This is a genomic window from Sporomusa acidovorans (assembly GCF_900101845.1).
In the GTDB taxonomy this organism is placed as follows: domain Bacteria; phylum Bacillota; class Negativicutes; order Sporomusales; family Sporomusaceae; genus Sporomusa; species Sporomusa acidovorans.
Genome location: NZ_FNAM01000013.1, coordinates 42800 through 68869, shown reverse-complemented (window position 1 = coordinate 68869; position 26070 = coordinate 42800). Strand labels below are relative to the sequence as shown.

The window sequence follows — 26070 nt, the reverse complement described above, 5'->3', positions numbered from 1 at the left end:
TTTAAGGAAGTGACGGAAGTGCAGAACAGATTTCGGCAGTATGTTGACAAGACTGGGAAAGCACTGATACGGGATGCAATTCGGTGTCTGCAGGTAAACATGGGGTATTTGGACAATCTGCATTTTCGTCGCTGTCATGGTGGTGTGCCAATGAAGATGATGGGACTCGCGGTTATGCAAGACTGTTTAAAATTTGTTGATAATGCCGGAAAAATAGCCGTGGATATTTTCGGTGAGTCGTCAACATTAAATCCCAATCTGCCAATTCTTATCAAAATCCTTCGGCAAATAAAATCCGTAAAACAGATTATGCTGCGTGTCAATCTAGACATTATTGAGAATTCGGAATATCGGCATTTACCGGAATTTCTTGCTAAGAATAACGTCGAAATTATTGCATCCATGCCGTTTTATAAGGAAACTAACTTAACCGACCGACAAAGGTTTTTCCGAAAAATTGAAGTCCTGAAACAACTGAACAGTATCGGTTATGGTACAAAAAAATCGAATTTGAAACTTAATTTGGTGTATAGACCTCTAGGTGCGTTTCTGCCTGTTCAGGGTAATTTGGAAGCTGTATATCGCGAAAACCTGGGCAACGATTACGGAATTATTTTTGATGATTTTTTTGCCATACCTAATATGCCTATCGACCGATTTCGGGCATTTTTAACTCAAAAAGGTTTGCTTAATAGCTATATGAATTTGCTTATCCGCAATTTTGACGTTGCTAAATTGGATAAAGTAATGTGCCGGGAACAAATCAATGTTGATTGGCGAGGCAGATTGTTTGCTTGTTGTTTTAATCAGATGGTAAGATTGCCAGCCGTTACCTTTAAACCCATTGGAAAAATAAGACCTGAAGATTTGTTGGGGTTGTCTATTGAGACCGACGATCATTGCTTCGGCTGCACTGCAGGTGCAGTTTGTAGGGGGAGTTCTTCTTACTCCTGGATGAACCCGGAAAATAAGAAAGTTGCTCCTGTAAACTGCAGGCAGTTTGATGAATATAACGTACTACAATCAACTGTTAATCTGAGGAAATATAAAAGCTACTGCGAACGCCTATGCGGAAGCTGCCGGCAATCAAGGGGTTGTTAATAAAGCTTCCTTGATAACCCCGGGAAATTTGCAGGACTTAATCAAGAACGAAACTGTCAAAATAATTGACGTAAGACCACCGGAACGCTATCAGAAAGAGCACCTTCCCGGGGCCGTAAATGCCTGGTGGCAAGACTATATGGATCAAAAGGGTCCGGTCCCAACGCCGGAGCATTTTGCTGCCTTGCTGAGCAAACTGGGGATTAGTGATCAGGATACTATTGTGCTTTATGCTGATTCTGATAAGCATGGCCCTGCTTATGTGGCTCACTTTTGGTGGCTGCTCGATATTTTCGGTTATCATAACGCGAAGATGTTGGACGGCGGTTTGGAAGCTTGGCAGGCTTTAGGGTATAAATTGACTAACGCGGTTTTGAAAGTTGCCCCCGGCAATTTTAAGTTAACAAGGATAGATACCGGTAAATTGGCGACAACGGAAGAAGTTTGGAATGCCGTAAAAGAGCCTGATCCTAAGGTAATTATTTTGGATGTCAGGGAATGGGACGAATTCTCGGGCAGCATACAGGCCCCGGGCGCAGTGCGGAAGGGACGAATTCCCGGAGCCGTTTGGCTATACTGGGGGGATGTGCTGAATCCGGATAAAACGCTCAAAAATGTCGACGAGTTGCGAAAAATATTCAAAACCAAGGGAATTACTCCGGATAAGACGGTCATTACCTATTGCCAGGCAGGAGTCCGTGCTACGCATACTGCTTATGTGCTGAGTGAGGTTCTCGGCTACAAAAACGTGAAAAACTATGCCGGGTCGTGGATCGAATGGAGTCAACGAGGGGAACTGCCGGCTGAGATTGATGGGCAATAGGCTGCCTGAAGTGGAGGAGATGAGTGTTTTGAATAGATGTCTGGCATTTACAAAAAAGCAGAGACAAATCAAGACAGAAGCCACGCAGAAATTTGCAAAGGTAATAGAAGCAAATAAGCGTACTGCTGTAAGAGCAGTCGCTGAAAATAGTGGCTTGCCACACTGGAAGGAATTTTTATGGCCCTACTAGAAGTATTTCAATGTCGTATTTATCCGAAATGGGTTGCATGGCGCAGGTGCCGGTGAAAGGAACAATACGCGCTCTAAACCTCATAGTGTGTAATTTCTGTAATTTCCTTTGCAACTGGAAATAGTCGATTGCGAGCATGAATGTGACTTGCAATCGATATATCGCCACTATATAATAGTGCTATGAGGTGGAAAAATTGGATATTGTTTTAAGAAAAGTTCCAGATGATTTTGATAGTGAACAATTTGTATCTGCGGCGCTTCAGCCTGAGGGGCTTACAACAAATCCTAATAGATCGATCAGCGTGGAAAATGTAATCGGACGCCGTGACCCTCTTACCGAGCTACAGCAAAAAATGTTAACTGCGGCTATCTCTCAACTGCAGGTGTCCCCAACAAGTGACGCCATCCAATCAGCATGCGGGATGTCAATTCGTGATTTTTTAGAAGTGTGCGATCTCGACGCCAATCGACTGTATGCTTCATTAGTTAATGAACTGGAAAAGGTATCCACAAAAGGGGTTTGGCTGTACGAAAAAAACAGTCGCAGATTAATCAGGACGCAGTGGTTTCAAAGTATCGAATATACGGAAAACAGAATAACTTTTCAATTCACGGATAAAATTTTGCATTTGTTTGCAGCCATGGATCCCGATGATTTTGAGTGTCAGTTAATCAAAGGAATTCAATACAGAGGCAAACATACATTAGCTGTTTTTGATATTATTTGGTCTTCGAAGGATAGTGGGATTACGGAATATTCGATTCCCGAACTTATGAAGCTATTGTCTCTGGAGCACACCAGATATTCTTATGGGCAGTTAAAACTCCGGGTTTTAGAGCCTTCGCTTCAGGAAATTTATGATTGGGACAAGGCGATATTTGTCCGGTTTGGACCGACATTTTCCGGACGCAGGGTAGAAGGTATTTGGTTTCAAGTGATGACAGGGGAAGAAGCCAAAAAAATGCGAGAAAAGGAGCCGGAATTTAAATTCGCGCTTCCTGAGCAGAAACCTACAGTTGATTAGGCGAGAAGAGCGGACGATTGCATGATTATTTTAACTTGCAATCGTTGGCTTTTTTATTATATAATGGATATAGGAGAAATACCGGAATTTAAATGAACGATCAAGAGGTGTATGTATAATGCGTAAGTGGAAATTATTGGCGGTGCTGTTTATTTTGTTGTCGGCTGTTTTAGCAGCCAGTGGCTGTACAAGCACTCCGGCAGCCCAACCCAAGAATGATGCGTCCGCCTTAAAAGAGATTCGCGTCGGTGTTGTGCCATTGCCTCATTATGCTCATATGTGGGTGGCAAAAAAGAAAGGGTTTATTGATGAAGAATTGCAAAAGGTCGGGTTTAAGCTGAAGTGGCAGCCTTTTAGCCTGGGACCCATGGTGAGCGAAGCTTTTGCCGCCGGACATTTGGACATGGGCGTAATGGGCGATTTCCCTGCTTTTGTGGGCCGCGCTGCCGGCACGAACTACCGTATTGTTTCCGTTGCTTCCGCAGCACCGAAGGCGTTGGCGATGGTTGCGAAAAAAGATTCAGATATTGTTAAAGTGACTGATTTAAAAGGGAAGAAAGTAGCTACGACAAAAGGCGCGTATGGACAGAAACTATTGTCGCTGCTGTTGGAGCAAAATGGTATGACCATGAATGATATCCAATTTGTTCATATGTCTATGGATGATCTCTCTACAGCGCTGCTGCGCGGTGATGTCGCCGCCGGCGTTATGTGGGATCCTTTGATCACCCGCATGGAAGAAGCCGGCGAAATCAAGATTATCGCTGACGGGACCGGCATCTATGAAGGTTACGCCGTATTGATGGCGAACGGGGAGTTGCTTGATAAGAATCCGGAGGCGGTAGATGCCGTATTGCGGGCATTCCAGCGAGGAAATGAGTATTTGCAACAAAACCCGGATGAATGTATCAAATTGTTGATGGAAGATATAAAAATGCCTCAAGCGCAGTTAACAAAAATTATTGGCAAATTCAATTATGAGGGAAAAGTTACGGATAAATTTGTAGCTGATATGAAAGATACAGAAGAGTTTATGCGGAAAAACGGTTTGATTAAAAATCCGGTAGATGTTCAGTCCTTTATTCTTAGAAAATAAGATGATACTGATGCGAGTATAAAATATGTTGGGACTCGGCAAGGAGATGTAAAGGATGGAACTGGTATTAAAGATAGCGAAAGTGTACAAGCTCGGCATAACTACCGGCTTTCAGCAGTGGAAACGGATTTTATTACCCTGTATTTTGCTCGCCATATGGCACGGCATTACTGTCAGCGGCATGGTAAAACCGATCTTACTGCCATCTCCGGCCCAGGTATTTGACGCTTTTGTTGCTATGCTTTCTACCGGAGAATTGGTCACTCATCTGGGAACAAGTATGATTCGGGTAGTGGAAGGATTTTTCTTAGCTGCGCTGTTAGGAGTAGGGTTAGGCTTGGGGCTGGGTATTTTTCCCCTTATGTTTGAATTGATGGACGGCTTGATTCAACTGTTGCGGCCTATTCCCCCCATAGCCTGGCTGCCTTTAGCCATCCTCTGGTTTGGGATTGAGGAAGGATCAAAAATCTTTATCATTGTCATCGGCGCATTTTTCCCGATTTTTATCAATGTCTTAGATGGCATTCGGCAGACAGATCATAAATTTGTGGAATTGTCCCAGGTGCTGGAAGTACCCAGACGTAAGTTTATTACGAAAGTGGTTATCCCCGGTGCTCTTCCTTTTATTATTTCCGGACTTCGCGTCGGCCTTGGCTATGCCTGGATGTGTGTGGTAGCGGCGGAATTGTCTGCCGGGATGAAAGGCATCGGCTATATGTTAACAGATGCCCGGGCATTAGCCCAAACCGACAGGGTTTTGGTAGGCATGCTGGCCATTGGTGTAGTCGGCAAAATTATGGATAGTCTATTGCGTGTCATAGAAAAGAAAATTATCCGCTGGAAGGAGTCATTTACCGGGGTATGAGAGATAGCAATCATGTAACCATACATAATTTGACTAAGATATATAAAAAACAAAATAGCGAAGTGCTGGCGCTAAATGGAATATCTCTCAATGTATCCCGGAATGAATTTCTCTGTATTGTTGGCGCCAGCGGCTGCGGTAAGAGTACCTTGCTGCGTATTATCGGCGGGCTTGACAGGGAATACAGTGGCACAGTCAGCATTGGAAAAACCAAAATTACCGGTCCGGGTCTCGACCGGGGGATTGTCTTTCAGGAACACCGCTTATTGCCCTGGCTAACGGTATGGGAAAATATGGAGTTTGCACTGCAAAAGGGATCGAAAGAAGAAAAGAACAAACTTATTATTGATCACCTTAAGCTTGTGGGGCTTGAGCGTTTTAAAAACGCATATCCCGGGCAGCTATCCGGAGGTATGTCGCAAAGAGTCGCGATTGCCCGTGCTTTGGTTAACCGGCCGGAAATTTTACTATTAGACGAACCTTTTGGCGCTTTAGATGCGCTAACTCGCTTAAAGCTGCAGCAAGAGGTTCTGGATATTTGGGAGCAAGAGAAAACCACAATGATTATGGTCACTCACGACATTGAGGAAGCTGTATATATGGGAGACCGGGTTATTGTAATGTCAGAACGTCCCGGAACGATAAAAAAAGAATTTACGATAGATCTTCCACGGCCAAGAAATCGTTCTGATACGGTTTTTCAGCAGATAAGGAAAGAGATTTATCAGGAATTTCGCCAAGTTGAGGTTTAAGGAACTTTCATGTAAGATATGGAATATGGGATTAAATTAAATAGAGATAGAAAAAAGCCGGTTAGGGCAGAAAACTTGACCGGCCTCTTTTATTTTTCAGAAGTGATCCATAATCAAAGCTTTGCGAAATACTTAGTTGTTTTAACCATTTGGCTTACATATGAGTTCTCATTGTCAAACCACGATGTGACCTGAACTTGGTATGTATTCTCATTAATTTGACTAACTATGGTTTGCGTAGCGTCAAACAGTGCGCCATAGGTGATGCCAACTATATCAGACGAGACGAGTTCTTCTTCCGTATAACCAAATGAATCTGATGAGCATGCCTTCATGGCCGCATTGATGCTTTCAACCGTTATATTCTTTCCGTTAACAACTGCGATAAAAATAATTAAGCATCCTGCTGCAACTGGAACTCGTTGTGCTGAGCCGCTGAGTTTTCCAGCCAATTCCGGAATTACAAGTCCAATCGCTTTGGCAGCTTCTGCTGTGGTAGGAACAATGTTAGCCGGGGCTGAACGTGATCTGCGCAAGTTACCTTTTCTTTGTGGTCCATCCAGTATCATTTGGGTGGCCGTAAAAGCATGAATTGTAGTTGAAATACCGCTCTGAATGGGTACATAGTCATTGAGCGCCTTGGCCATTAATGCTAAGCAATTCGTTGAACACGAAGCAGCAGAAATGATTTTATCATCGGGTGTCAACAGTTTCTCATTTATACCGTAAACAATGGTTGACATATCTTTGCCAGCCGGAGCGGAAATAACGACCTTACCTGCGCCTGCAGCAAGATGAGCCTGTGATTTGGCTTTAGACAAATAAGCACCAGAACACTCTAGCACAACGTCTACACCAAGTTGCCGCCAGGGAAGTCTTGAGGCATCTGCTTCTTTATAGACTTTAATTTTCCTTTGGCGAACACTGATGTAGTCTTCGGCAAATTTTACCTCAGCGGCAAGCCGGTATTTACCTTGCGTTGAATCGTGCTTTAGAAGGTAGGCTAACATGGCAGCATCAGCTAAATCGTTGATTGCGGTCACCTCATATTCATCCGAATCAAAAAATTGCCTAAATGCAAGACGGCCTACACGGCCAAACCCATTGATTGCAATTCGTATACTCAATCAAAACTCCTCCTTCTGTTTTGTTGTATGTAAAGTAAATTTGTTGCCGAGTTATTTGCTCCTACATGAAAGTACAAATCAAACTAATGAGTTGAGGAAAAAATGTCATTACTACAACTGCACGGATAATCTGCATAATAATGATGTCTGTGTTTTGTACCCCTATATCTGACGAAATTAATGCCATGTCAGAAGCACCTGCGGGAGTTGTAATCAACATTGCTTCTTTTCTGGTGAATCCATACATTTTGCTTATGATTTTACCTGTAATGAAGCAGTTGGCAATATAGCCAAGAATAATTACCAAAAGTGGCAGCAATAGATGCCGCATATCAGAAATGTCCGACATCGTAATGCTGCTGCCGATATACGCGCCGCTTAAAATTTGTGCTCCTTGCTTTGCCCAGCGCGGCAGATAAGCGAAGTTAAATACGAGCTTTAAAATCAAAACAGATATAATGGAAAAAACAAATGCGCCTGCAGGTATACCTGAGTATTTTCCTAAAACTCCCATAATTACGGCCACTGCCATAGTTACTGAAAATGCTGCCCAAGATTTTGTGCTTGATTTTGCTCGTTTGGCAGTAAAGATTTCCCTGTCTGCATTTTCGGTAAAATTTTTTCGGTTATGATAAGCTAAAATCATTGATGGAAATATGCCAATACCCAATACTTGACGCGCCATTTGCATTACCGCAACTTTTGGTGCATCGGCTCCCATGTCTGCTGCGATAATCGGTGTATCGCTAATTCCTCCAGGAACAGCCGACATCAGCGATGTTACTAAATCTAAAGGACTCATTAAATAAATAATTGCACCTATAAATAGGTTCAGTACCAAAAAGGCAAATAACATGAGCATAGTCGGTTTCGCAATGTAAGGAAGACGTTTTAAATCACTTTTCTCTACAGTACATCCAATGAACGCTCCGGCTATAAGCATGGCTAAAGTTTTTGCTTCGTTTGGCATAGGATCAACTCCCCAGAAAACATTGATCAAAGCCACGCCAAGAACGGCACCAATCATAAGTCCTCCAGGGACTTCTATTTTAAAAAGTGCAAAGCCTAAGCTTCCGCCGGCCAAAAGAATAATTATTAAGTTAACCATACCTGTCCTTTCTTATTTCAAAATGTGCGAACTGATATGTAATAATACTAAAACAAGATAAATCAGTGCTTTATATTTGATTTCAAATAAATTATAGCACTGAAAAATAGTAAATCTAGTTGTTTATGGTAGAAATGTACGAAATAATATATAATTATATAAAACGATATATAAATATAGGATGGATAAGAATGGATAATAATAAAGCGCTGTCTACAGAGCAAGTTGCCGATATTTTACATGTTAGTAAAAGTACGATATATGATTTGATAAAAAAAGGTGAAATCACATCCTATAAAGTTGGCCGTAAAGTTCGGTTTACGCAGGAAGATGTAGATAACTATATTGCAAAATCAAGAAGTTTACAGATTGCATTAAGTAACAAGGCTTTTCTGCAAAATGATTTAGTGTTTGAATTAAATCAATGCTGCAAGAACTTTATCATTTGCGGACAAGATGTTATCCTGGATGTTCTGTCTAATTATTTAAGATTAAACGGAGTATCTGCACTGCGTGCCTATATTGGCAGCTATGACAGCCTGATTTCCTTATATCAAGGGAAAGTTCAGGTAACTGCAGCTCATTTGTGGGATGGAGATACAGATCAGTACAATATTCCGTATGTTCGCAGACTGCTTCCCGGAATTCCGGCAGTCATCATTCATTTGACAGGTAGAATGCAAGGCTTCTATGTTGCAAAAGGTAATCCTAAAAATATTAAAACCTGGAATGATTTTGCACGAGAAGACATTACGATGATTAATCGGGAAAAAGGCGCGGGTTCTAGGGTGTTACTTGATGAGAATCTGAGGCTTCTTGGAATTAGCGGCAGGCAAATTAATGGCTATGCCAATGAAACATCCTCCCACTTGACAGTAGCTAGCGCAGTCAGCAGCGGCGAGGTAGATGTTGCAATTGGAAGTGAAAAAATCGCAAAACAAGTAGATAATATTGATTTTATCCCTATAAAAAAAGAACGTTATCAGCTTATTGTAAAAAAAGATGACCTCAATACGCATGAGGTCATGACCATGCTAAAGATTGTCCGCTCCGCAACATTCAAAAAAGAATTTGGTAATATTGGCGGATATGATACAACGGACATTGGGAAAATCGTAGCCGAGACATAATCCGAAGAATAAACAATAGCAGCTGTAGGTTCGCCGAAAAATAGTGAATGGAGGAAGGGCTGTGTCAGAGATATTCATACCCGAGGACCTTCAGTGCTGGAATCGCTCGGACTAAGTCGGGCCATGGCGGATAGTGCGCTGCGGATCAGTTTTTCGCCTATGAATACTAAAAGTGATATTGATGCACTCATTGAAGCCCTTATTGAATTCATAAAATCATATCATTAAATAACAAAATAACCGCTATTAATCTTACGAATGTGCACTGTGGATAGGGGGCCCAATCAGGAGCTCAAAGGGGCAAATAAAACAATACAGGGCAGACAAAATTGAGAGGAGTATTTCTCGATTTTGTCTGCCCTTTTTGATGCAGCGCGTCCAGCGAAGCTGGACTGTGCTTGTGACCATAGCGAGGGAAGGAAGCCTGCTTCGATGTATCATCAGTGTCACATAAATGTACCACAAAAATGACATTGACATGACACTGATGATACACTGAGAGTTGAGTAAAAGGTAGCCTATTATTTTTTTGCGCAATAAGAGTTAGGCGTTAATGGCCTTCCTTTAACAGGAATCAAAAGCTTATGTTTTTTCAAATACTTGGCATTAAATTTGCAAGAAATACAATAAGGCAGCTTGTAAGCAAGCATATCCTGGCATACAAGCCGGACTTAAGCTTGAACGGCTCTTCAGTTACGCTGTTTATTTATTATAGTAAATATAGGATTATTGTGCAAGTCACAACATAATTGCATTTCAAGGGGCCATAACAGCAAAGAATTAGTAATTTCTTAAGTATGCTTTGGAAAGTACAGACAGCGAAAAATAGGGGGTGGGATTATGAATCAATTTATTCGTGTAAATATGACAACTAAGGAAGTTATAATCAGCGAATTGCCGGAAAAGTACGCTGGTTTTGCAGGAAGAGCACTGACTTCTCATTTCGTCAACGATGAGGTTAAGCCAACATGCCATCCGTTGGGAAAAAATAATAAACTAATTTTTGCACCTGGGTTTCTTACAGGCACCAATGCTGCCAATTCCGGCCGGCTTTCCTGTGGTGCCAAGAGCCCGCTGACAGGGGGGATTAAGGAAAGCAATACGGGTGGTACCTTTGGGCAAAAGATGGCCAAGATGGGCATCAAAGCGATTGCGTTTGAGGGAATTCCGGCAGAAGACAAATTTTTTGTTGTCAAAGTAACTATGGATGGTGTAACCATCGACAGTGCTCCGGATGAAATCATGGGCATGGGAAATTACGAAGCTATTAAAGTTCTACAGGCGAAATATGGTGCTAAAGCCGGTGTGGCTATTATTGGCCCGGCCGGAGAAATGAAATTGATGGCAGCCAATATTTCTTTTGCCGACCCCGAAAGCAATATTCGCAGTGCCGGCCGTGGGGGCCTGGGTGCTGTTATGGGTTCCAAAAAGATTAAAGCCGTTGTGATTGATGATAGTGGCGCTCCCGGTGTATCCATTGTTGACCCGGATGCTTTTAGAAGTGCTGCCCGGAGATTTGCCAAGGCTCTTACAACGCATCCGGTAACCAGCCAGGGCCTAACCAGGTATGGAACTAATATTTTGGTTAATATATTGAATGAGGCCGGTGGGCTTCCCACGAAAAATTTTCGTCGTGGCCGGAACGACTGGGCCAACGATATTGGTGGTGAAACTATGACCGCGATCATGGAAGAACGTGGCGGCAAGCCTTCGCACGGTTGCCATGCCGGCTGCGTCATTCGTTGTTCTCAGCATTATGTTGATAAGGAACGCAAATATGTTACCAGTGGTTTTGAGTATGAAACTATTTGGGCTCTGGGAGCCAACGCCAAGATTAACGATCTTGACCTCATTGCCGAGGCCGACCGTGAGTGCGATGACGTTGGGGTCGATTCAATTGATATTACTGTGGCCATAGGGGTTTTGATGGAAGCTGGCGTCATTTCCTGGGGAGACGGCAAGGCTGCCCTGGAATTGATTAAAGAAATTCGCAAGGGCACTCCCCAGGGGCGGATTCTGGGTTGTGGCGCTGCTACTGTAGGTCGTGTTTACGGGGTGGCGAGGGTTCCTGTTGTAAAGGGCCAGGCTATTCCGGCTTATGACCCGCGGGCGGTTAAAGGAGTGGGCCTGACCTACGCCACCACGCCGATGGGAGCCGATCACACTTCCGGTTATGCGGTTGCTACCAACATCCTTAAGGTTGGAGGCAACGTCGACCCACTGAAAAAAGAGGGGAATATAGAGCTGTCCCGTAACTTGCAAATTGCCACTGCGGCGGTTGACAGCACGGGTATGTGCCTGTTTGTCGCTTTTGCGATCTTAGATATTGCTGATGGTTTTAGTGCATTGATCGATATGATCAATGCTCAGTACGGGTTATCCCTTACCGCCGACGATGTGACTGATCTCGGCAAGTCCGTACTCAAGGTAGAGCGGGGCTTCAATCAAAGAGCGGGCTTTACCAACGCTGACGACCGTTTACCGGAGTTTTTCGAGGAAGAATGCGCACCGCATAACACTACCTGGGATTTCACCGACGAAGAAATTGATCAGGTATTCAATTTCTAGTCGCGAAAAGCCGGGTTAAGCCCGGCTTTTTGTTACTTGTGGCTGTATTCTTTTTTTCTTTTGATACCGTCCGGATAAAGGGGGATTTGTATGGTAGTGGAAGTACGTTTATATGCTACATTGCGGCGTTATACGCCGGCAAGTCCTAATGGTGTAATAACAGTAGATGTTCCTGATGGAAGCACTGTGCTTGATTTAGTGCGAAAGGTCAATCTGTATCCAACGGAGATTCATTTGATTATAGTAAACGGTATTGGGTGTGACTTTGAAAAAAGACTAAATAATGGTGACCGAGTTGGGTTGTTCCCACCCGTAGGTGGGGGGTAAAGTTGATACAAACTTATCCAGTTGTTGTGTACAGAAAAGAATATAGACACTGTTCCTGTTTACGTTTATAATAGTACTAGATTTAGCAGAATATTAAAAATTAAGTGAGGAATTATGCATGATACCAGTAATTTCGCTTGTGGGTAAGTCGGGCTGCGGTAAAACTACTTATCTGGAAAAATTAATTAGTGAAATGAAGCGGCGCGGTTATAAGGTTGCTACCGTTAAGCATGATGTTCATGGATTTGACATTGATAAACCTGGAAAAGACACTTGGCGGCATGCACAAGCAGGTGCTGATATTGTCTGTATTTCATCTCCGCAAAAAATGGCAATGATTAAAAAAGTCGAGCAGGAGCTTTTGCTTGACGAAGTAATTGGTTATATTGACGGTGTGGATATTATTTTTACAGAGGGGTATAAACGGGAGAGTAAGATAAAAATAGAAGTTTTCCGGCAGGAAACTTCGGTCACTCCTCTCTGTAGCAAAGAAGAATTGCTGGCTATGGCTTCAGATGTTAAGGTATATGAAGATGTGCCCTGCTTTTCTTTGGAAGATGCGTCAGACATGGCTGATTTTTTGGTGACCAGAATGATTAATCCTCAATAGGCGCTCCCCGATTCGTATTGAGAACACGAAAAAATAAACAGCGAATCTATATATTCAGCATTAAAGAGTTTGCAGGCACAGGCGGGTGATGTTGTAAAATTCTTTAACACGTTGTATATATATGTGTGATAAGAGTTCCGAGTTACTCATCGCCAGCCAGGTGATAGTAAACGTGGGTGCGAGAAGGAATTTTCGTGCCAGCCATCGTGCAAAGGAAGTCCGTTGACTACGGGCTTCTTTTGTTTATTTTTCAATCTGTCCCCATACGGCTAACAGCCGGGTCACGCCCGGTAAATTCTGCGCGGGAGGCAATATAAATGATACTTGAACGGGAGCAAATAAACCGGTATTTAAGGCATATTCTTATTCCTGAAATCAGTGGTCCAGGGCAGAAAAAACTGCTGGAGTCATCGGTTTTTATTTGCGGGGAAACGGTAAATGATAGCGCTGCGGCCGTCTACTATCTCGCGGCGTCAGGTATAGGCCATATTTGCTGCCATTTTGATGAACCCGCGGGGTTTGAGGGGCTTGCCGCCGAGATACATGATTTGAATGATGATGTTTCTATTGAATGTTCGGACGGCAGCCGTAGTGACCTTCGCATCTTTTTAGGCCGACCGGAATTTATTAGCAACAAACAAGACTTGATTTGTTGCAGTCGGGTACCTTCTGTACTAGCTTTCTATCGGGGCTGGAAAGGAGGAATGCAGGTAGCTGGTGACGGCGGGGGCTTGCATTTCCTGTTGACAAAGTTAAGCGACACGCTGGCGGAATGGGAGCTTGCGTCGCTTGCTAATGCGACAAATGGGGAGATATTCTCAAATTGTGTGTTAAGTGCGTTGGGCGTGATGGAAGCAATTAAATTATTACTTGGCATTGGGACCGTAATTCCTGACTTTCTCTATTTCAGTCTTTTATCCATGGAATTCGCAAAAGTTGGCGATGCAGAGCTTGCACATAAGCTGCCGGAACTGTGTAGCCTTAGTCCGGAAGAATGTCCGGAAGTTAATTTGACAGACCGCAAAGTGCTGATAGTGGGGACAGGCGGACTGGGATCTCCTGCCGCTTATGCGCTGGCGTTAGCTGGTGTCGGCACAATCGGTCTGGTCGATTATGATACTGTCGAGATAAGCAATCTTAACCGCCAGATACTTCATTCCGGGTCAAGAATTGGCATGCCCAAGGTAGCCTCTGCCGCTCTGTTTTTAAAACGCCTAAATCCGGCTATTGCGATCAATTGCTACCATACAGGCCTCAATAAAGAGAATGTTTTTGATACTATTGCCGGTTATGATGTTGTCATTGATGCCGTAGACAATTTTCCTACCCGCTTTTTAATAAATGATGCCTGTTTTTTTGCGGGAAAGCCGTTCATTGATGCCGGTGTAATCCGCTTTGACGGTACTTTTAGGACCGTTTTGCCCCAACAAGGACCATGTTATCGCTGTACACTTCCCGATATCCCGGTTGACGGCAGTATTCCGTCATGTGCCGAATCAGGTGTGCTCGGACCAATACCGGGGATTATGGGTTTTATTCAGTCAGCCGAGGCGGTTAAACTCTTAACCGGTGAGGGCCATATTTTAAGTGATAAAATGATCTTCTTCGATGGATTATTTTCTGAATTCTGCACGGTAAAATTGAGCAGGAACAGCGCTTGCCCGTTATGTGGCACAGATCCTGCTATCCGTGAACTCCAGGAATATGAATTTATCTGTCCGGATAAAGCTGATGAGACAAATTGTCCTTAGACAATTATTTTAAAAAATATATCAAAAAAGCGCAAATATTAAGAGATTTTAGCAGGAATAAATAAATTTTAAGCGAATATATCATGATAAGAGTTCCGAGTTATCATCACCAGCTAGGTGATGGTAAACGTGGGTACGGAAAGGAATTTTCGTGCCAGCCATTGCGCAAAGGAAGTCCGTTTTTACGGGCTTCCTTTGTCTATTTTCGCACCGGGAGTTAAGCATAGGTGTGATGCCATTATCGAGTCTGCCAAGACGCAAAAAAGAGGTATACAGGATTATTGAGTGCTTCTTTTTCGTAAAAAATCACTGTAGGAGGGGAGTTTATGAACAAGTTTATCCGTGTAAACATGACAACCAAGGAAGTTACAACAAGTGATACCCCGGAGAAGTACGCAGGCCTAGCAGGCCGGGCACTGACTTCCAACTTTGTTAATGACGAAGTCAAGCCGACATGCCATCCTCTGGGGAAAAACAACAAGCTGATTTTTGCTCCCGGGTTCCTCAGCGGCACGAATGCTGCGCAGTCAGGCCGGATTTCGGTAGGGGCCAAGAGTCCTCTGACAGGTACGATCAAGGAAAGCAACAGCGGGGGAAGCTTTTCTCAGAAGCTGGCTAAAATGGGCATCAAGGCGTTGGTTATTGAAGGAATGCCCGCAGAAGACAAATTTTTTATCATTAAAGTTGATATGAAGGGTATAATCATTGAGGAGGCTCCGCCGGAAATCCTTGGCGGTTGCGGCAACTATGAAGCCATTAAAGTTTTGAATGAAAAATACGGTGCCAAAGTGGGCATTGCGCTGGCAGGACCGGCTGGCGAGTACCGTCTGCCTACCGCGAATATTTCTTTCAAAGATCCTGAAAGCAATATTCGCAGTGCCGGTCGCGGCGGACTGGGCGCCGTGCTGGGTTCCAAGAAGGTAAAGGCTATTATCGTCGATGATACCGGCGCGCCCGGAGTTACGATTGCAAAACCGGAAGAATTCAAGGCCGCGGCCAAAGCTTTTGCCAAGGCGTTGCTTTCTCATCCGGTTACCGGACAAGCCTTACCCGCCTATGGCACAGATGTGTTGGTTAATATTTTAAACGAAGCCGGTGGCCTGCCTGCTAAAAACTTTACTGCCGGCCGCATTGACTGGAATGATAAAATCTCCGGCGAAACCATGAATGCCACGATCAGTGAGCGTGGCGGCGACGGCAAAGTGTCCCATGGCTGCCATGCCGGCTGTATCATTCGTTGTTCACAATGGTATCCTGACAAAAACGGCAAATATATTACCAGTGGCTTTGAGTATGAAACGGTATGGGCTCTTGGGGCTGACGCCGGTATTCAGGATTTGGATGACATTGCATATCTTGACCGGGCGATGGATGACGTTGGCGTAGATTCTATCGACGTTTCTGTTGCTATCGCAACGGCTATCGAAGGCGGGCTGCTCCCCTGGGGTGATGGCAAAGCGGCTTTGGATGCTGTCAAGCAAATTGCGACACCTACTCCGCTCGGCCGGATTATTGGCGGGGGCGCCGCGATTGTCGGCAAGGTTTGCGGCCTGTTCCGCACGCCGGTTGTTAAGGATCAGGCTATCCCGGCCTACGATCCGCGGGCTGTAAAAGGCGTCGGCCTGACATATGCCACCACGCCGATGGGAGCCGATCATACGTCCGGTTACAGTGTTGCTACCAATATCCTGAAAGTTGGCGGTTATGTAGATCCGCTGCAGAAGGAAGGCCAGATAGAGCTCTCCCGCAATCTGCAGATTGCCACTGCCGCCGTAGATAGTACCGGTATGTGTCTCTTTATTGCGTTTGCTATCTTGGATATTCCCGAAGGCTTTAATGCGCTGGTCGATATGATTAATGCGCGTTATGATCTGGCGCTGACTGCTGACGATGTAACCGCTCTCGGAAAATCGGTTCTTAAGGCTGAACGGGCCTTCAATGCAGCAGCCGGGTTTACGAATGCTCACGACCGCCTGCCTGAATTTTTCGAATACGAACCTTGCCCGCCGCATAATGCTGTTTGGGACTTCACTCCCGAAGAAATCGACGAGGTATTCAATTTCTAGATTATAAAATCCGGGAACGCCGAGCCTTTGGCGAAAGCGTTAGCCGATGGTTTGCATTTAGGTCAACAGAATTCAGTGATACATTCTGTTTGATCAGCAAAAAGCCGGGCTTAAGCCCGGCTTTTTGGGCTAATACTAAAAGTACCTTCGTTAAAAAACTCTAGGAGGCGCTTTACGATGGTAGTGGAAGTACGTTTATATGCCACCTTGCGGCGTTATACGACAATTCCCAATGGAGTAATAATAGTGGATGTGCCTGACGGCAGTACTGTGCTTGATTTAGTGGAAACAATGAAAATTGATCCGGCGGAAATTCATCTGATTATGATAAACGGTGTGGGATGCGACCTTGATAGGACAGTAAATAGTGGTGACCGCATCGGGTTGTTTCCGCCGGTAGGCGGGGGATAAGCGCAGAAAAAAGTAAGCGAAATATTCCTTTTTTTTTTAACGCTGTATACAACGTGCTAAAGATTTGTGCAGGCGGATGGTGTAACTTGGCAAAAGCGGAAGTCAAACGCCAGTGGTGGAGCGTTGTCAATACACCATCTGCCTGTGCCTGCAAAATTCTTTAATGCGGAATATATAGAAAGAGGTAGTGCTATTTATTATCATATAGTAAAATAGAATTGAAAAGATAAATAAAAAAGGCAGGACGGCTGAGTTTTCCTAATATTGCATATTCTAAATATTGTAGAACCTCCGTCCTGTTTTTTTAGTTTGTGCTTTGAATCCAAGATCAGCGCGCAAGGAGGGATAAAATGCCGGAACAAGATAGAAAAACCATTGAAGTGCGGGGATTTCTGCATTTATATAAATATTTTAAGGATAGAAACTGGCCCAGTCCTTTAATCATTGATTTAGAAGGACCTACTACCGGCACCGGTCTGGCTGAAAAACTGGAGATTCCCCTGGAGGAAATTGAAATAATTTTTGTCAATGGCTTCGCACAATCATTAGACTATCCTATTCATGCAGGTGACCGGGTAGCTTTTGTACCTCCCGGCTGTCCGGGTCCCTACCGCATGGCTCTGGGTTTTTATTCAAAGAACCAGGGAAATAAATATAATTTTGTTCGAAAATAGCCAATCCGTTACAGGGAGGTTGCGGTTATGAAAACGGTGAACGAAGAACTGAAAAATAAACTAATAGATTTAGCGAAAAACGGAAAGCTAACTTGTGCGGAGGCTCATCAGTTAGCCGAGTCGGCAGGTGTTTCATTGCGTGTGATCGGTAAGGCGGTTGAAGCAGCCGGGATTAAAATAAGCGACTGTCAGTTAGGGTGTTTTGGCAAGTACAAGGAGCGGTAATAATGGAGTATTTTACCTGTATATCTCTAAAAGAGGCCAAGCAATTGTTGATGAACGCGTTAGCAGGGCGTATCGTTGCGAGTGAGCCAGTATCTTTGGACGAGGCTTTTGAGCGTATTGCCGCCGAAGATATTGTCAGTAAAGAGGACTTGCCGCCTTTCAGCCGGTCGACGGTAGATGGTTTTGCAGTGCGAAGTGCAGACACATTTGGCGCGAGCGAGGGTGTGCCGGCACTCTTTGACATTGTAAGTGAAGTGGCCATGGGACAGGAAACCTGTGTTCAACTGCAACCGGGACAGGCTGTAACGATACCAACCGGCGGCATGCTGCCGGCGGGAGCGGACGCTGTTGTTATGCTGGAACATGCAGAACGGCCTGACAATAACAGTCTGCTGGTTCTCAAAGCGGCTGCCCCGGGGGAAAATGTCGTTTTGAAAGGGGAAGATATCAGCAAAGGGCACTGCATTCTGAGGCAGGGACAGCAAATTTTGCCGCAGGACATTGGTGCGTTGGCCGCTTGTGGCTTTGAGAAAGTGCCGGTACGGCGAAAGCCTAATGTTGCCATTATTTCTACCGGTGATGAACTGGTCAATGTAGCTTGCACCCCGGTGAACGGACAAGTACGTGATATTAATTCCTATGCATTGGCGGCAATGCTTGCAGAAGCCGGTTGCCTGGTGCGGCGTTACGGGATTGTACAAGACCAATATGAAGAGTTGCGGACAGCCGTGTCCCAGGCCATACTGCAAAGCGATCTGGTCGTCATCTCAGGAGGAAGTTCAGTCGGGGCGAGAGATCATACAGTTAAAGTTATACAGGAATTAGGAAACCAGGATGTATTATTTCATGGAATGGCGGTGAAACCGGGCAAACCCACCATCTTTGGCATGATTGGCAAAGTACCGGTATTTGGTTTGCCGGGGCATCCCGTAGCGGCGATGACAGTTTGTGGACAAATTGTAAAACCTGCAGTTCAGGCACTTCTTGGTCAAAAGTCCGGAAATGTATATACAATACCGGCCCGACTAACGCGTAATATGGCCTCCGTTCCGGGCAGAGATGATTTTATCAGGGTCCGGTTAGTGAAAAAAGCCAATGAATACCGGGCTGAACCGATTCTGGGAAAATCAGGACTAATTAGCACAATGGCAATGGCTGACGGCATTGTACATATTCCGGCAGACAAGGGCGGTTTGTATAGTGAGGAAATCGTGCAGGTAAATTTAATTACCAAACCGTAAGGAGGAGGCATTTTGCATAAAGGAAAAGCGTATTTGCACTGTCTGCCCCGGCAGCAGGCGGAAAGGATATGGTGGGATAAGCTTACCGCTATCGGCTATTTTTCCGGTTTGCCTGTACAGCAGGTAAGTGCCGGCGAGGCATTAGGGCGTGTAACCGCACAGTGCGTGTACGCCAGGCAGTCGGTACCGCATTATAATAGTTCGGCGATGGACGGAATTGCCGTAAAGGCACAGGATACTTTCGGCGCGGGTGAAACCGCTCCCCGGAAATTAGTTGTGCTAAAAAGTGATGAGCCTTTTGCCGACGCAGGCTGCTATATTGTTGATACCGGCGACGTAATGCCGGCAGGCACCAATGCGGTAATTATGGTAGAGGATGTACACTTTTCCGAGGGGTATGCCACTATTACTGCGGCGGCCGCGCCCTGGCAGCATGTTCGTGTTATTGGCGAAGATATTGTGACCAATGAAATGGTACTGCTGGAACATCATGTTATTACCCCGGCGGATATTGCCGCTTTGCTTGCCGCGGGATTAGACAGTGTGGAAGTAGTCGCAAAACCGAAAGTAACCGTTATTCCTACCGGCAGCGAGTTAGTCGCCACTCACCGGGAACTAAAGCCGGGGACCATTTTGGATGTTAATTCCCATATGTTATGTGCGGCGGTAACTACCTGGGGCGGCGTCCCCAATCGCCACGCGATTGTTTGCGACGATTATCAGCAAATAAAAGAAGCGATTGTTGACAGTTTGCAAGTCAGCGATATGGTGATTACTAATGCCGGAACTTCCGCCGGTACGGAAGACTTCACCGCCGATATACTGGTTGAGTTGGGGGAAGTATTGGTGCACGGTGTCGCCATTAAACCAGGCAAGCCGGTAGTACTGGCTATTTGTCAGGGAAAACCGGTTATCGGGCTTCCGGGATATTCCGTATCGGCGATGCTGACTGCTGAATTGTTTGTGCGCAACGTGCTGTTTGCCAGGCAGAAACTTCCGCGGCCACAGGTGGAAACCGTCGCGGCTGCTGTGTCCAGACAAGTTTATTCACATATTGGTGTGGAGGAATATGTAAGAGTATCATTGGGCGAGGTTCAGGGAAAAACTGTCGCTGCGCCTTTAGGTCGCGGCGCCGGTTTAATCAGTTCATTAACAAAAGCCCAGGGAACACTGGTCATAAATGAGACAAAAGACGGTTTGGCAGCAGGAACCGTAACCCCGATAAGTCTGTTTGGCAAATGCTCGGTCGGCAACAATATTTTATCGGTCGGCAGCCATGACCTTGCTCTTGAAATTCTGGGGGTATTTTTAGGCCGCCAGGCAAACCTGGCATTGTCCTGTGCAAACGTCGGCAGTATGGGGGGCATCATGGCGATCCGCAATAACGAGGCGCATATCGCCGGCATCCATATGCTTGATGAAGGTAGCGGCGAATTTAACGTGCCGTTTGTAAAGCGCTATTTAACGAATAACGGGTCTTGGTGCCTGGTCCATCTGGCTATGCGGGATCAAGGTCTGATGGTGCTGCCGGGCAATCCCAAAGGGATTCAGAGTCTCCGGGATTTAGTGCGCCCTGATGTCGAATATGTAAACCGCCAGCGAGGCGCCGGTACAAGGATGCTGCTGGATTATCAACTGCGGCAGCTGGAGCTGGAGCCTGGCAATATAGCCGGTTATGATAAGGAAGTCAGCACCCACATGGCCGTTGCGGCCACAATCGCCGGGGGGGCTGCCGACACCGGCATGGGAATACGGGCCGCAGCTACAGCGCTGGGATTGGACTTTATTCCGGTTGCGCAGGAGCAGTATGATCTTATTTTAAATTTTTCGCCTGAGGATGAAAGGCTTGCGCTAATTATCGGGATATTACAATCACCGGAGTTTCGGCAGCAGGTGGAAGCACTTGGCGGCTATGACTTATCCAAGGCCGGCGAACGGGTAGCATTTTAGTTGATAAAAGGATAACGGCAGGCGATGCAATTTAAAAAAAGGAGCGATAGGAAGATGCATAACAAAAATACGTCAGTTTTCGCAGTACTGTTTATTTGCTTAATGCTTGTTGGCCTGGCGGGCTGTGGGACAAAACCGGACAAGGCTTCTCCGGAACCGGCTAAACCCCAGGTTCAGGATGTAATCCTTGCGACTACGACGAGCACGCAGGACAGCGGTTTACTTGATGTTCTGATACCTGCTTTTGAAAAAAAGACGGGCTATAAGGTAAAAACCATTGCGGTTGGCACAGGCCAAGCCCTGGCTATGGGGGAAAAGGGCGAGGCGGACGTGCTTTTGGTACATGCGCCCGATGCGGAGAAGAAAGTCGTTGCAAGCGGTGCGGCTATGAATCGCCTTATGGTTATGCATAATGACTTTATCCTTGTCGGTCCTGCCGATGATGCCGCCCATACTAAAGGGCAGACGGTTACTGCGGCACTGACGGCTATCGCCAAGGCCCAGGCACCGTTTATCTCGCGTGGCGACAAGTCAGGTACGCATCAAATGGAGCAGAAGTTGTGGAAACAGGCCGGGATTGCGCCAACCGGGAACTGGTACCAGGAAGCGGGTGCCGGTATGGGGCAAACGCTGGCCATTGCTAACGAGAAAAAAGGATATACGCTGACCGACCGGGCTACATATTTAGCCCAAAAGAAGAATTTAGCGTTAGACATCATGGTCGAAGGCGATCCGAAGCTGCTGAATCTTTATCATGTTATGGAAGTGAATCCTGAAAAGTTTGCCAAAGCCAATCATGCGGGCGCGAAAGCCTTTAGTGCGTTTATCCTGTCAAGCGAAGGGCAAGACATAATCGGTAATTTCGGCAAGGATAAATACGGACAAGCGTTATTTTTCGCAGACGCCGGCAAAACGGAAAAAGATTTCGGTTTATAAGAGGATTTACGTATGGATAGTATTTTCTCTGGGTTTATGCAAGCGCTATATTTGCTGGCAACCGGCGATGCCGAGGTCTATGAGGTTGCTGCGTTAACCGTTAAGGTGTCCGGTTTCGCGACTTTGTTCAGTGTGGCGATCGGGGTTCCGATAGGTTTGTGGCTTGCGTTGCGGGAATTCCCCGGCAAGCGATTTTGTCTCAGCCTGATTAATTTTGGGATGGGGCTGCCGCCGGTGGTAGTAGGCTTATTTGTCAGCTTGCTTCTGTGGAGATATGGCCCATTGGGGATGTTGGGATTCATGTATACGGTCTGGGCGATGATCATCGCCCAGGCCATTATTGCCGGCCCCATTGTGGCCGGTCTCAGTTTTGCGGCAATTGGCGGGCTTAATCCCAAACTGCGCTTGCAATTATTATCGCTTGGCGCTACGGAGTGGCAGGCTAACTGGCTATTAATCAAAGAGGCTAAATTAGGTCTATTGGCGGCGGTTATGGCGGGATTTGGCGGTATAGTTTCGGAGGTTGGCGCATCCATGATGGTAGGCGGCAATATTAAGGGGCAAACAAGGGTGCTTACTACCGCTACGGTTATGGAAGTGGGCAAAGGCAACTATGACATTGCTTTGGCTCTTAGTTTTGTTTTGTTGATTGTTGTTTATGGGATAGTGGTTTTATTAACCTATTTGCAAAATAGCGGAAAGCGAGAGCGGTATGAGACAAGCGGTGCTGGAAATAACGGATGTAAAAGTGGTTCGCAATAAACGGCAGATATTATCGATTGGAGAGTTATCTGTCGACGAGGGTGAGATGATTGCCGTCATCGGACCTAACGGGGCGGGAAAGAGCACGCTTTTACAACTGATCAATATGCAACTGCCGTATGATACCGGCCGCATGGTCTTGTTTGGAGAGGATGTTGCGCGAACCAATAAACTTATTTTGCGTCGACGGTCGGCGATGGTATTTCAGGAGACGTTATTGCTGGATAATACGGTATTTGACAATGTTGCGCTGGCGTTACGGTTTCGCGGCATGAATGAGCGTGCGATAAATGCTGACGTGAATCAGGTCCTTAATGAGTTTCAGTGTGCCCATTTGGCCAACAGGATGGCTCGTAATTTGTCCGGCGGCGAAGCCCAGCGGGTTTGCTTGGCGCGGGCGCTGGTCTACAAGCCGGAACTTTTACTATTGGATGAGCCGTTTGCTTCCCTTGATTCACCGACGCGCAATACGTTGCTGGCGGAATTGAGGCAGATCGCGGTCGAACGGGGAACTACGGTCATATTAGTAAGCCATAATTTTAATGATGTTTTGTATTTTGCTGACAGGGCTATTGTTTTGCAGGACGGCCGTATTTTGCAAGATGATACGCCTGAGGTAATTTTGCGTCGACCGGTAAATGCGGCAATTGCGGGTTTGATTGGGATGGATAATATATTACCCTGCCAAGTGGCACAGCAAGGTAGTGATATTATGGTGCAATTGGATAACGGTATACGATTTTCCTGGCAGGGAGAGATTGCTGTACCGACGGCGGCGCTGTGCTGCCTGCCGGGAGACGCTATATTTATTTTGGATGAACAGCGAGCGTCGGCGTATGATGCTCTGATAGTCATGGAAGGCAGCGTTTGGCAGATCGTGCCGGGCATTGGCATGTATCGCGTTATGGTGGAGGTTAAGGGAGTGACCCTGACAATGCGGATACCGCGGGAACAAGCGGTTGACAGAGTGTCGATCGGGAGGCAGCTTAGAATAGCCTTTAATCCCAAGGAATGCAATTTGTATGAGGTTGTCTGAAGAAATTCTTCACCCGAGGGTTGAATGTTACCGGTCTTAATTAAGCGATCTGGAAGATTAGCTAAAAAGATAGTGACAGAATTGCACATTTTGATTATTATAAATGGGTAAGGAAAAAATGTGAACCATTTCGTGGTAATCCCCAATGATAAGCGGATTCCATGAAATGGTTCTTTTGTAAACGCAATGGGGGGAGAGTTACTATGCAACTGAGCCTTAGAAAAACCTATATCATCCTATTGTTGGTTCCCTTGTTTTGGGGTGGCGCCTTTGGTACAACCAAACATGTGCTTACGGAATTGCCGCCGTTAACCGCGTCAGCACTCCGATTCCTTATTGCCGGGCTGCTTATGCTGCTATGGAGCGTATGGCGCCGGGAGTTGGAATGGGCGCCAATCCGGAAGAATTTCTTTAGTTTACTGGCACTGGGGGCAACCGGAGTTTTTTTGTATAATTATTTTTTTGCAACCGGACTGCAGTATACATCGGCAATCACGGGCGCGCTGGTCATTGTGGTCAATCCGGTTTTTACGGCATGCATTGCCAGCCTTTTTATGGGGGAAGCGCGCAATCTGCGTACCGCCGTTGGCGTAATCCTGTCGTTAATCGGTGTCACTTTTGTTGTCAGCAAAGGCGATTTCAGCATACTTAGCCAAATGTCAATTGGTGTAGGGGAACAATGCCTGTTTGGCGCAGTTGCAAGCTGGGTTGCCTATACGCTGTTAATAAAAAAAGTTACGCGTACAATGGGGGCGGGAGCAGTAACATCGGTTTCCACAATATTGGGCGCAGGCATGCTGCTGCTGGTGTCCGTTATCACGGAGGGACAGTGGCATAAAACGTTACATCTCTCCAATCAGACGATGCTGGAAATCCTGTATCTTGCCATATTTGCAACCGTTGTGGCATTTTTATTGTTTAACTGGGGTATTCAGCGCAGTGGGGCGACTAAGGCTTCGGCTTATATTAATCTGATGCCGGTAAATGCCTTATGGATTGCCGTCCTCCTGTATGGCGAGACAATATCGGCGTATCATGTAATCGGTATGGCCTTAACCATTGCCGGCGTGTTTATTACAACACAAAGTAAAAGCCAGCCCGCTAAACAGAAACCCACCTTCCTGGCTTAAAGCTGGAAAGTGGGTTTCTGTTTCATTTAGAATTTCTGTTTATATAGAATTTGATTTTGGTCATTTGGTCTCAATTCCAGCGTTTTTGTATTTTCCTCATCAAGGCTAATATCGATACCGCCACTTTTTACTTTGACACCTGGCGCAATTTCCAGTCTTTTCTTTTGTTCTTTTTTAATTGACATTGTCTGACTGGATAAGTCTACCGGAGGATCTGCCGGCGTTTGTGTTTTTTCAGGGGAAATACGCATTGGGCTCAATTGTCGTTCTTCGGTGTTTTCATTTTCTAAAGCGGGCTCTTCGGGCTTTGGTTCTTGTATACCTGTATTGTCTTCGACAGGAGCAGGCGGTGGGGGAGTGATTGTCGCGGGAACAGACGTTTCCACAGAATGAGAAAAATAAAGGGATTTGATTGCCCAGCCTGCCAGTAATGCGATTGCTAAAGTCAATATCCAAATAACAAGTTTCTTCATTGCCCTCTCCCGTGGATCTGTATGTCTATTGCCTGTTAGTTGCAAGCAACTATAATACCCCTATCATTTTCTTTAAAAAACTGTTAATTCCTGCAAAAAGTTTACGTGCTTCCCATTTTTCAGTTGCCTATAACCACTCTGCGGTGTAGTTGAAATGCGTAAGAGAAAAGCCTGCCGGATGTGGCAGGCTCATGCAATCACTGATGAATGTTGAAATTATAATTCAAGCCGTTGTTATTATCCCAATTGTTGGCGGGATCTTTAAAGGCGACGCATAAGGTGTCATGGTTATTTGCCGTAACCGTAGCCTCAAAACCGGAGGGTGTTTGAGTCATGTGTACATCCTGAACATTTTGCCACTCGAAGCCATAGCCGATATGGGCGTGAATGCAGGACGCCCCGCTTTTAGGCAGTAATCCGTTATAGCAGATTTTTACGTCTTCCCCTGGACGCGGATTAGTGGGGCTGATGATAACACTGTTCGCTAAATATTCGTTGCTGTTGGCTTTAAAGAGCATGTTATTTCCTCCTTATACTTTTTAGCCTGGACTTGTTGGTTTCATAAGTGCAAGCGTTTTACGATATGTCTATCTTTTGATTTACCATCACCTCCTAAAAACGCCTACTATCTATTGTTACACACTCTGACTGAAGCATTCCTGTTAATTATTTACATAGCATAGGATAGCAC

The 26070-nt window shown here is 45.5% G+C and carries 26 protein-coding genes; 22 read left to right on the top strand and 4 right to left on the bottom strand.

The genetic code is table 11. The features are described 5' to 3' along the window. Positions 1-18 precede the first annotated feature (18 nt). The 7 genes from BLR65_RS11025 (at position 19) to BLR65_RS10995 (ending at position 5854) form a co-directional block, all read left to right on the top strand. The gene (locus tag BLR65_RS11025) at positions 19-1101 is read left to right on the top strand and encodes a DUF3641 domain-containing protein (RefSeq protein WP_093794241.1); all 1083 of its coding nucleotides are present in this window, start codon (positions 19-21) and stop codon (positions 1099-1101) included. A gap of 10 nt (positions 1102-1111) precedes the next feature. Further along, entirely contained in the window at positions 1112-1924 is an 813-nt protein-coding gene (locus BLR65_RS11020; protein ID WP_093794240.1) for a sulfurtransferase, read from the top strand. Beyond that, on the top strand, positions 1914-2114 hold the full coding sequence (locus tag BLR65_RS29740; RefSeq protein ID WP_093794239.1) for a hypothetical protein: 201 nt from the start codon (positions 1914-1916) through the stop codon (positions 2112-2114). Before BLR65_RS11020 ends, BLR65_RS29740 begins: the two co-directional genes overlap by 11 nt. Before the next feature lie 196 nt (positions 2115-2310). After that, positions 2311-3141, top strand: a complete 831-nt coding sequence (locus BLR65_RS11010; RefSeq protein WP_093794238.1) for a replication initiation protein — start codon at positions 2311-2313, stop codon at positions 3139-3141. Between the two features lie 118 nt (positions 3142-3259). Beyond that, a complete protein-coding gene (locus tag BLR65_RS11005; protein ID WP_093794237.1) occupies positions 3260-4237 on the top strand; it encodes an aliphatic sulfonate ABC transporter substrate-binding protein in 978 nt (325 codons plus the stop codon). A 55-nt stretch (positions 4238-4292) separates the two neighbouring features. After that, a complete protein-coding gene (locus BLR65_RS11000; protein WP_093794236.1) occupies positions 4293-5102 on the top strand; it encodes an ABC transporter permease in 810 nt (269 codons plus the stop codon). Next, positions 5099-5854, top strand: a complete 756-nt coding sequence (locus tag BLR65_RS10995; RefSeq protein WP_093794235.1) for an ABC transporter ATP-binding protein — start codon at positions 5099-5101, stop codon at positions 5852-5854. The genes BLR65_RS11000 and BLR65_RS10995 overlap by 4 nt, the downstream gene beginning before the upstream one ends. A 113-nt stretch (positions 5855-5967) precedes the next feature. On the opposite strand, the gene BLR65_RS10990 is transcribed toward BLR65_RS10995, so the two are convergent. Together BLR65_RS10990 and BLR65_RS10985 are read right to left on the bottom strand one after the other, a co-directional pair. After that, positions 5968-6981, bottom strand: coding sequence for a type I glyceraldehyde-3-phosphate dehydrogenase (locus BLR65_RS10990; RefSeq protein WP_093794234.1), 1014 nt, complete (start codon positions 6979-6981; stop codon positions 5968-5970). Positions 6982-7042: 61 nt separating this feature from the next. Continuing rightward, complete coding sequence (locus tag BLR65_RS10985; RefSeq protein WP_211285064.1) at positions 7043-8089, bottom strand: AbrB family transcriptional regulator; 1047 nt, start codon at positions 8087-8089, stop codon at positions 7043-7045. A gap of 191 nt (positions 8090-8280) precedes the next feature. Between BLR65_RS10985 and BLR65_RS10980 the strand changes: the two genes are divergently transcribed. From BLR65_RS10980 to BLR65_RS10910, 15 genes are all read left to right on the top strand, one after another. Then, positions 8281-9219 (top strand): helix-turn-helix transcriptional regulator, encoded by a 939-nt coding sequence (locus tag BLR65_RS10980; RefSeq protein ID WP_093794233.1) that lies wholly within the window; start codon positions 8281-8283, stop codon positions 9217-9219. 840 nt (positions 9220-10059) lie between these two features. Beyond that, a complete protein-coding gene (locus BLR65_RS10975; protein WP_093794232.1) occupies positions 10060-11787 on the top strand; it encodes an aldehyde ferredoxin oxidoreductase family protein in 1728 nt (575 codons plus the stop codon). A gap of 90 nt (positions 11788-11877) precedes the next feature. Beyond that, positions 11878-12114 carry a MoaD/ThiS family protein gene (locus BLR65_RS10970; protein WP_093794231.1) on the top strand — a complete coding sequence of 79 codons (237 nt, stop codon included), beginning with the start codon at positions 11878-11880 and terminating at the stop codon, positions 12112-12114. A gap of 118 nt (positions 12115-12232) precedes the next feature. Further along, positions 12233-12724 (top strand): molybdopterin-guanine dinucleotide biosynthesis protein B, encoded by a 492-nt coding sequence (gene mobB, locus BLR65_RS10965; RefSeq protein WP_093794230.1) that lies wholly within the window; start codon positions 12233-12235, stop codon positions 12722-12724. A gap of 317 nt (positions 12725-13041) precedes the next feature. Next, a complete protein-coding gene (locus BLR65_RS10960) occupies positions 13042-14475 on the top strand; it encodes a HesA/MoeB/ThiF family protein (protein WP_093794229.1) in 1434 nt (477 codons plus the stop codon). A gap of 326 nt (positions 14476-14801) precedes the next feature. Beyond that, positions 14802-16541, top strand: coding sequence for an aldehyde ferredoxin oxidoreductase C-terminal domain-containing protein (locus BLR65_RS10955; protein WP_093794228.1), 1740 nt, complete (start codon positions 14802-14804; stop codon positions 16539-16541). A 177-nt stretch (positions 16542-16718) separates the two neighbouring features. Beyond that, a complete protein-coding gene (locus tag BLR65_RS10950; RefSeq protein WP_093794227.1) occupies positions 16719-16952 on the top strand; it encodes a MoaD/ThiS family protein in 234 nt (77 codons plus the stop codon). 350 nt (positions 16953-17302) lie between these two features. Continuing rightward, positions 17303-17626, top strand: coding sequence for a thiamine S protein (locus tag BLR65_RS10945; protein WP_093794226.1), 324 nt, complete (start codon positions 17303-17305; stop codon positions 17624-17626). Positions 17627-17653: 27 nt separating this feature from the next. Continuing rightward, positions 17654-17851, top strand: coding sequence for a hypothetical protein (locus tag BLR65_RS10940; RefSeq protein ID WP_093794225.1), 198 nt, complete (start codon positions 17654-17656; stop codon positions 17849-17851). 2 nt (positions 17852-17853) lie between these two features. Further along, positions 17854-19092 carry a molybdopterin molybdotransferase MoeA gene (locus BLR65_RS10935; RefSeq protein WP_093794224.1) on the top strand — a complete coding sequence of 413 codons (1239 nt, stop codon included), beginning with the start codon at positions 17854-17856 and terminating at the stop codon, positions 19090-19092. Positions 19093-19104: 12 nt separating this feature from the next. Further along, positions 19105-21042, top strand: coding sequence for a molybdopterin biosynthesis protein (locus BLR65_RS10930; protein WP_093794223.1), 1938 nt, complete (start codon positions 19105-19107; stop codon positions 21040-21042). A gap of 54 nt (positions 21043-21096) precedes the next feature. Further along, positions 21097-21978: an ABC transporter substrate-binding protein gene (locus BLR65_RS10925; protein WP_093794222.1), complete on the top strand. Its 882-nt coding sequence runs from the start codon at positions 21097-21099 to the stop codon at positions 21976-21978. Between the two features lie 12 nt (positions 21979-21990). Continuing rightward, positions 21991-22740 (top strand): ABC transporter permease, encoded by a 750-nt coding sequence (locus BLR65_RS10920; protein ID WP_093794221.1) that lies wholly within the window; start codon positions 21991-21993, stop codon positions 22738-22740. Next, complete coding sequence (locus BLR65_RS10915; protein WP_093794220.1) at positions 22691-23776, top strand: ABC transporter ATP-binding protein; 1086 nt, start codon at positions 22691-22693, stop codon at positions 23774-23776. The genes BLR65_RS10920 and BLR65_RS10915 overlap by 50 nt, the downstream gene beginning before the upstream one ends. Positions 23777-23979: 203 nt before the next feature. Then, positions 23980-24906: a DMT family transporter gene (locus BLR65_RS10910; RefSeq protein ID WP_169716728.1), complete on the top strand. Its 927-nt coding sequence runs from the start codon at positions 23980-23982 to the stop codon at positions 24904-24906. Positions 24907-24932: 26 nt separating this feature from the next. On the opposite strand, the gene BLR65_RS10905 is transcribed toward BLR65_RS10910, so the two are convergent. Both BLR65_RS10905 and BLR65_RS10900 read right to left on the bottom strand, forming a co-directional pair. Then, complete coding sequence (locus BLR65_RS10905; protein ID WP_093794218.1) at positions 24933-25379, bottom strand: hypothetical protein; 447 nt, start codon at positions 25377-25379, stop codon at positions 24933-24935. A 197-nt stretch (positions 25380-25576) separates the two neighbouring features. Next, positions 25577-25897, bottom strand: coding sequence for a carbohydrate-binding protein (locus BLR65_RS10900; RefSeq protein ID WP_093794217.1), 321 nt, complete (start codon positions 25895-25897; stop codon positions 25577-25579). Between the last annotated feature and the right edge of the window lie 173 nt (positions 25898-26070).

Excerpts from the sequence above, each read along its gene's own strand:
- BLR65_RS11005 (WP_093794237.1), top strand. The coding sequence starts at position 3,260 with ATGCGTAAGTGGAAATTATTGGCGGTGCTGTTTATTTTGTTGTCGGCT.
- BLR65_RS10900 (WP_093794217.1), bottom strand. The coding sequence starts at position 25,897 with ATGCTCTTTAAAGCCAACAGCAACGAATATTTAGCGAACAGTGTTATC.
- BLR65_RS10950 (WP_093794227.1), top strand. The coding sequence starts at position 16,719 with ATGGTAGTGGAAGTACGTTTATATGCCACCTTGCGGCGTTATACGACA.
- BLR65_RS10945 (WP_093794226.1), top strand. The coding sequence starts at position 17,303 with ATGCCGGAACAAGATAGAAAAACCATTGAAGTGCGGGGATTTCTGCAT.
- mobB (WP_093794230.1), top strand. The coding sequence starts at position 12,233 with ATGATACCAGTAATTTCGCTTGTGGGTAAGTCGGGCTGCGGTAAAACT.
- BLR65_RS10985 (WP_211285064.1), bottom strand. The coding sequence starts at position 8,089 with ATGGTTAACTTAATAATTATTCTTTTGGCCGGCGGAAGCTTAGGCTTT.
- BLR65_RS10940 (WP_093794225.1), top strand. The coding sequence starts at position 17,654 with ATGAAAACGGTGAACGAAGAACTGAAAAATAAACTAATAGATTTAGCG.
- BLR65_RS10910 (WP_169716728.1), top strand. The coding sequence starts at position 23,980 with ATGCAACTGAGCCTTAGAAAAACCTATATCATCCTATTGTTGGTTCCC.
- BLR65_RS11000 (WP_093794236.1), top strand. The coding sequence starts at position 4,293 with ATGGAACTGGTATTAAAGATAGCGAAAGTGTACAAGCTCGGCATAACT.
- BLR65_RS10925 (WP_093794222.1), top strand. The coding sequence starts at position 21,097 with ATGCATAACAAAAATACGTCAGTTTTCGCAGTACTGTTTATTTGCTTA.
- BLR65_RS10970 (WP_093794231.1), top strand. The coding sequence starts at position 11,878 with ATGGTAGTGGAAGTACGTTTATATGCTACATTGCGGCGTTATACGCCG.
- BLR65_RS10935 (WP_093794224.1), top strand. The coding sequence starts at position 17,854 with ATGGAGTATTTTACCTGTATATCTCTAAAAGAGGCCAAGCAATTGTTG.
- BLR65_RS29740 (WP_093794239.1), top strand. The coding sequence starts at position 1,914 with ATGGGCAATAGGCTGCCTGAAGTGGAGGAGATGAGTGTTTTGAATAGA.
- BLR65_RS10975 (WP_093794232.1), top strand. The coding sequence starts at position 10,060 with ATGAATCAATTTATTCGTGTAAATATGACAACTAAGGAAGTTATAATC.
- BLR65_RS10955 (WP_093794228.1), top strand. The coding sequence starts at position 14,802 with ATGAACAAGTTTATCCGTGTAAACATGACAACCAAGGAAGTTACAACA.
- BLR65_RS10920 (WP_093794221.1), top strand. The coding sequence starts at position 21,991 with ATGGATAGTATTTTCTCTGGGTTTATGCAAGCGCTATATTTGCTGGCA.
- BLR65_RS10960 (WP_093794229.1), top strand. The coding sequence starts at position 13,042 with ATGATACTTGAACGGGAGCAAATAAACCGGTATTTAAGGCATATTCTT.
- BLR65_RS10980 (WP_093794233.1), top strand. The coding sequence starts at position 8,281 with ATGGATAATAATAAAGCGCTGTCTACAGAGCAAGTTGCCGATATTTTA.
- BLR65_RS10915 (WP_093794220.1), top strand. The coding sequence starts at position 22,691 with ATGAGACAAGCGGTGCTGGAAATAACGGATGTAAAAGTGGTTCGCAAT.
- BLR65_RS10995 (WP_093794235.1), top strand. The coding sequence starts at position 5,099 with ATGAGAGATAGCAATCATGTAACCATACATAATTTGACTAAGATATAT.
- BLR65_RS10905 (WP_093794218.1), bottom strand. The coding sequence starts at position 25,379 with ATGAAGAAACTTGTTATTTGGATATTGACTTTAGCAATCGCATTACTG.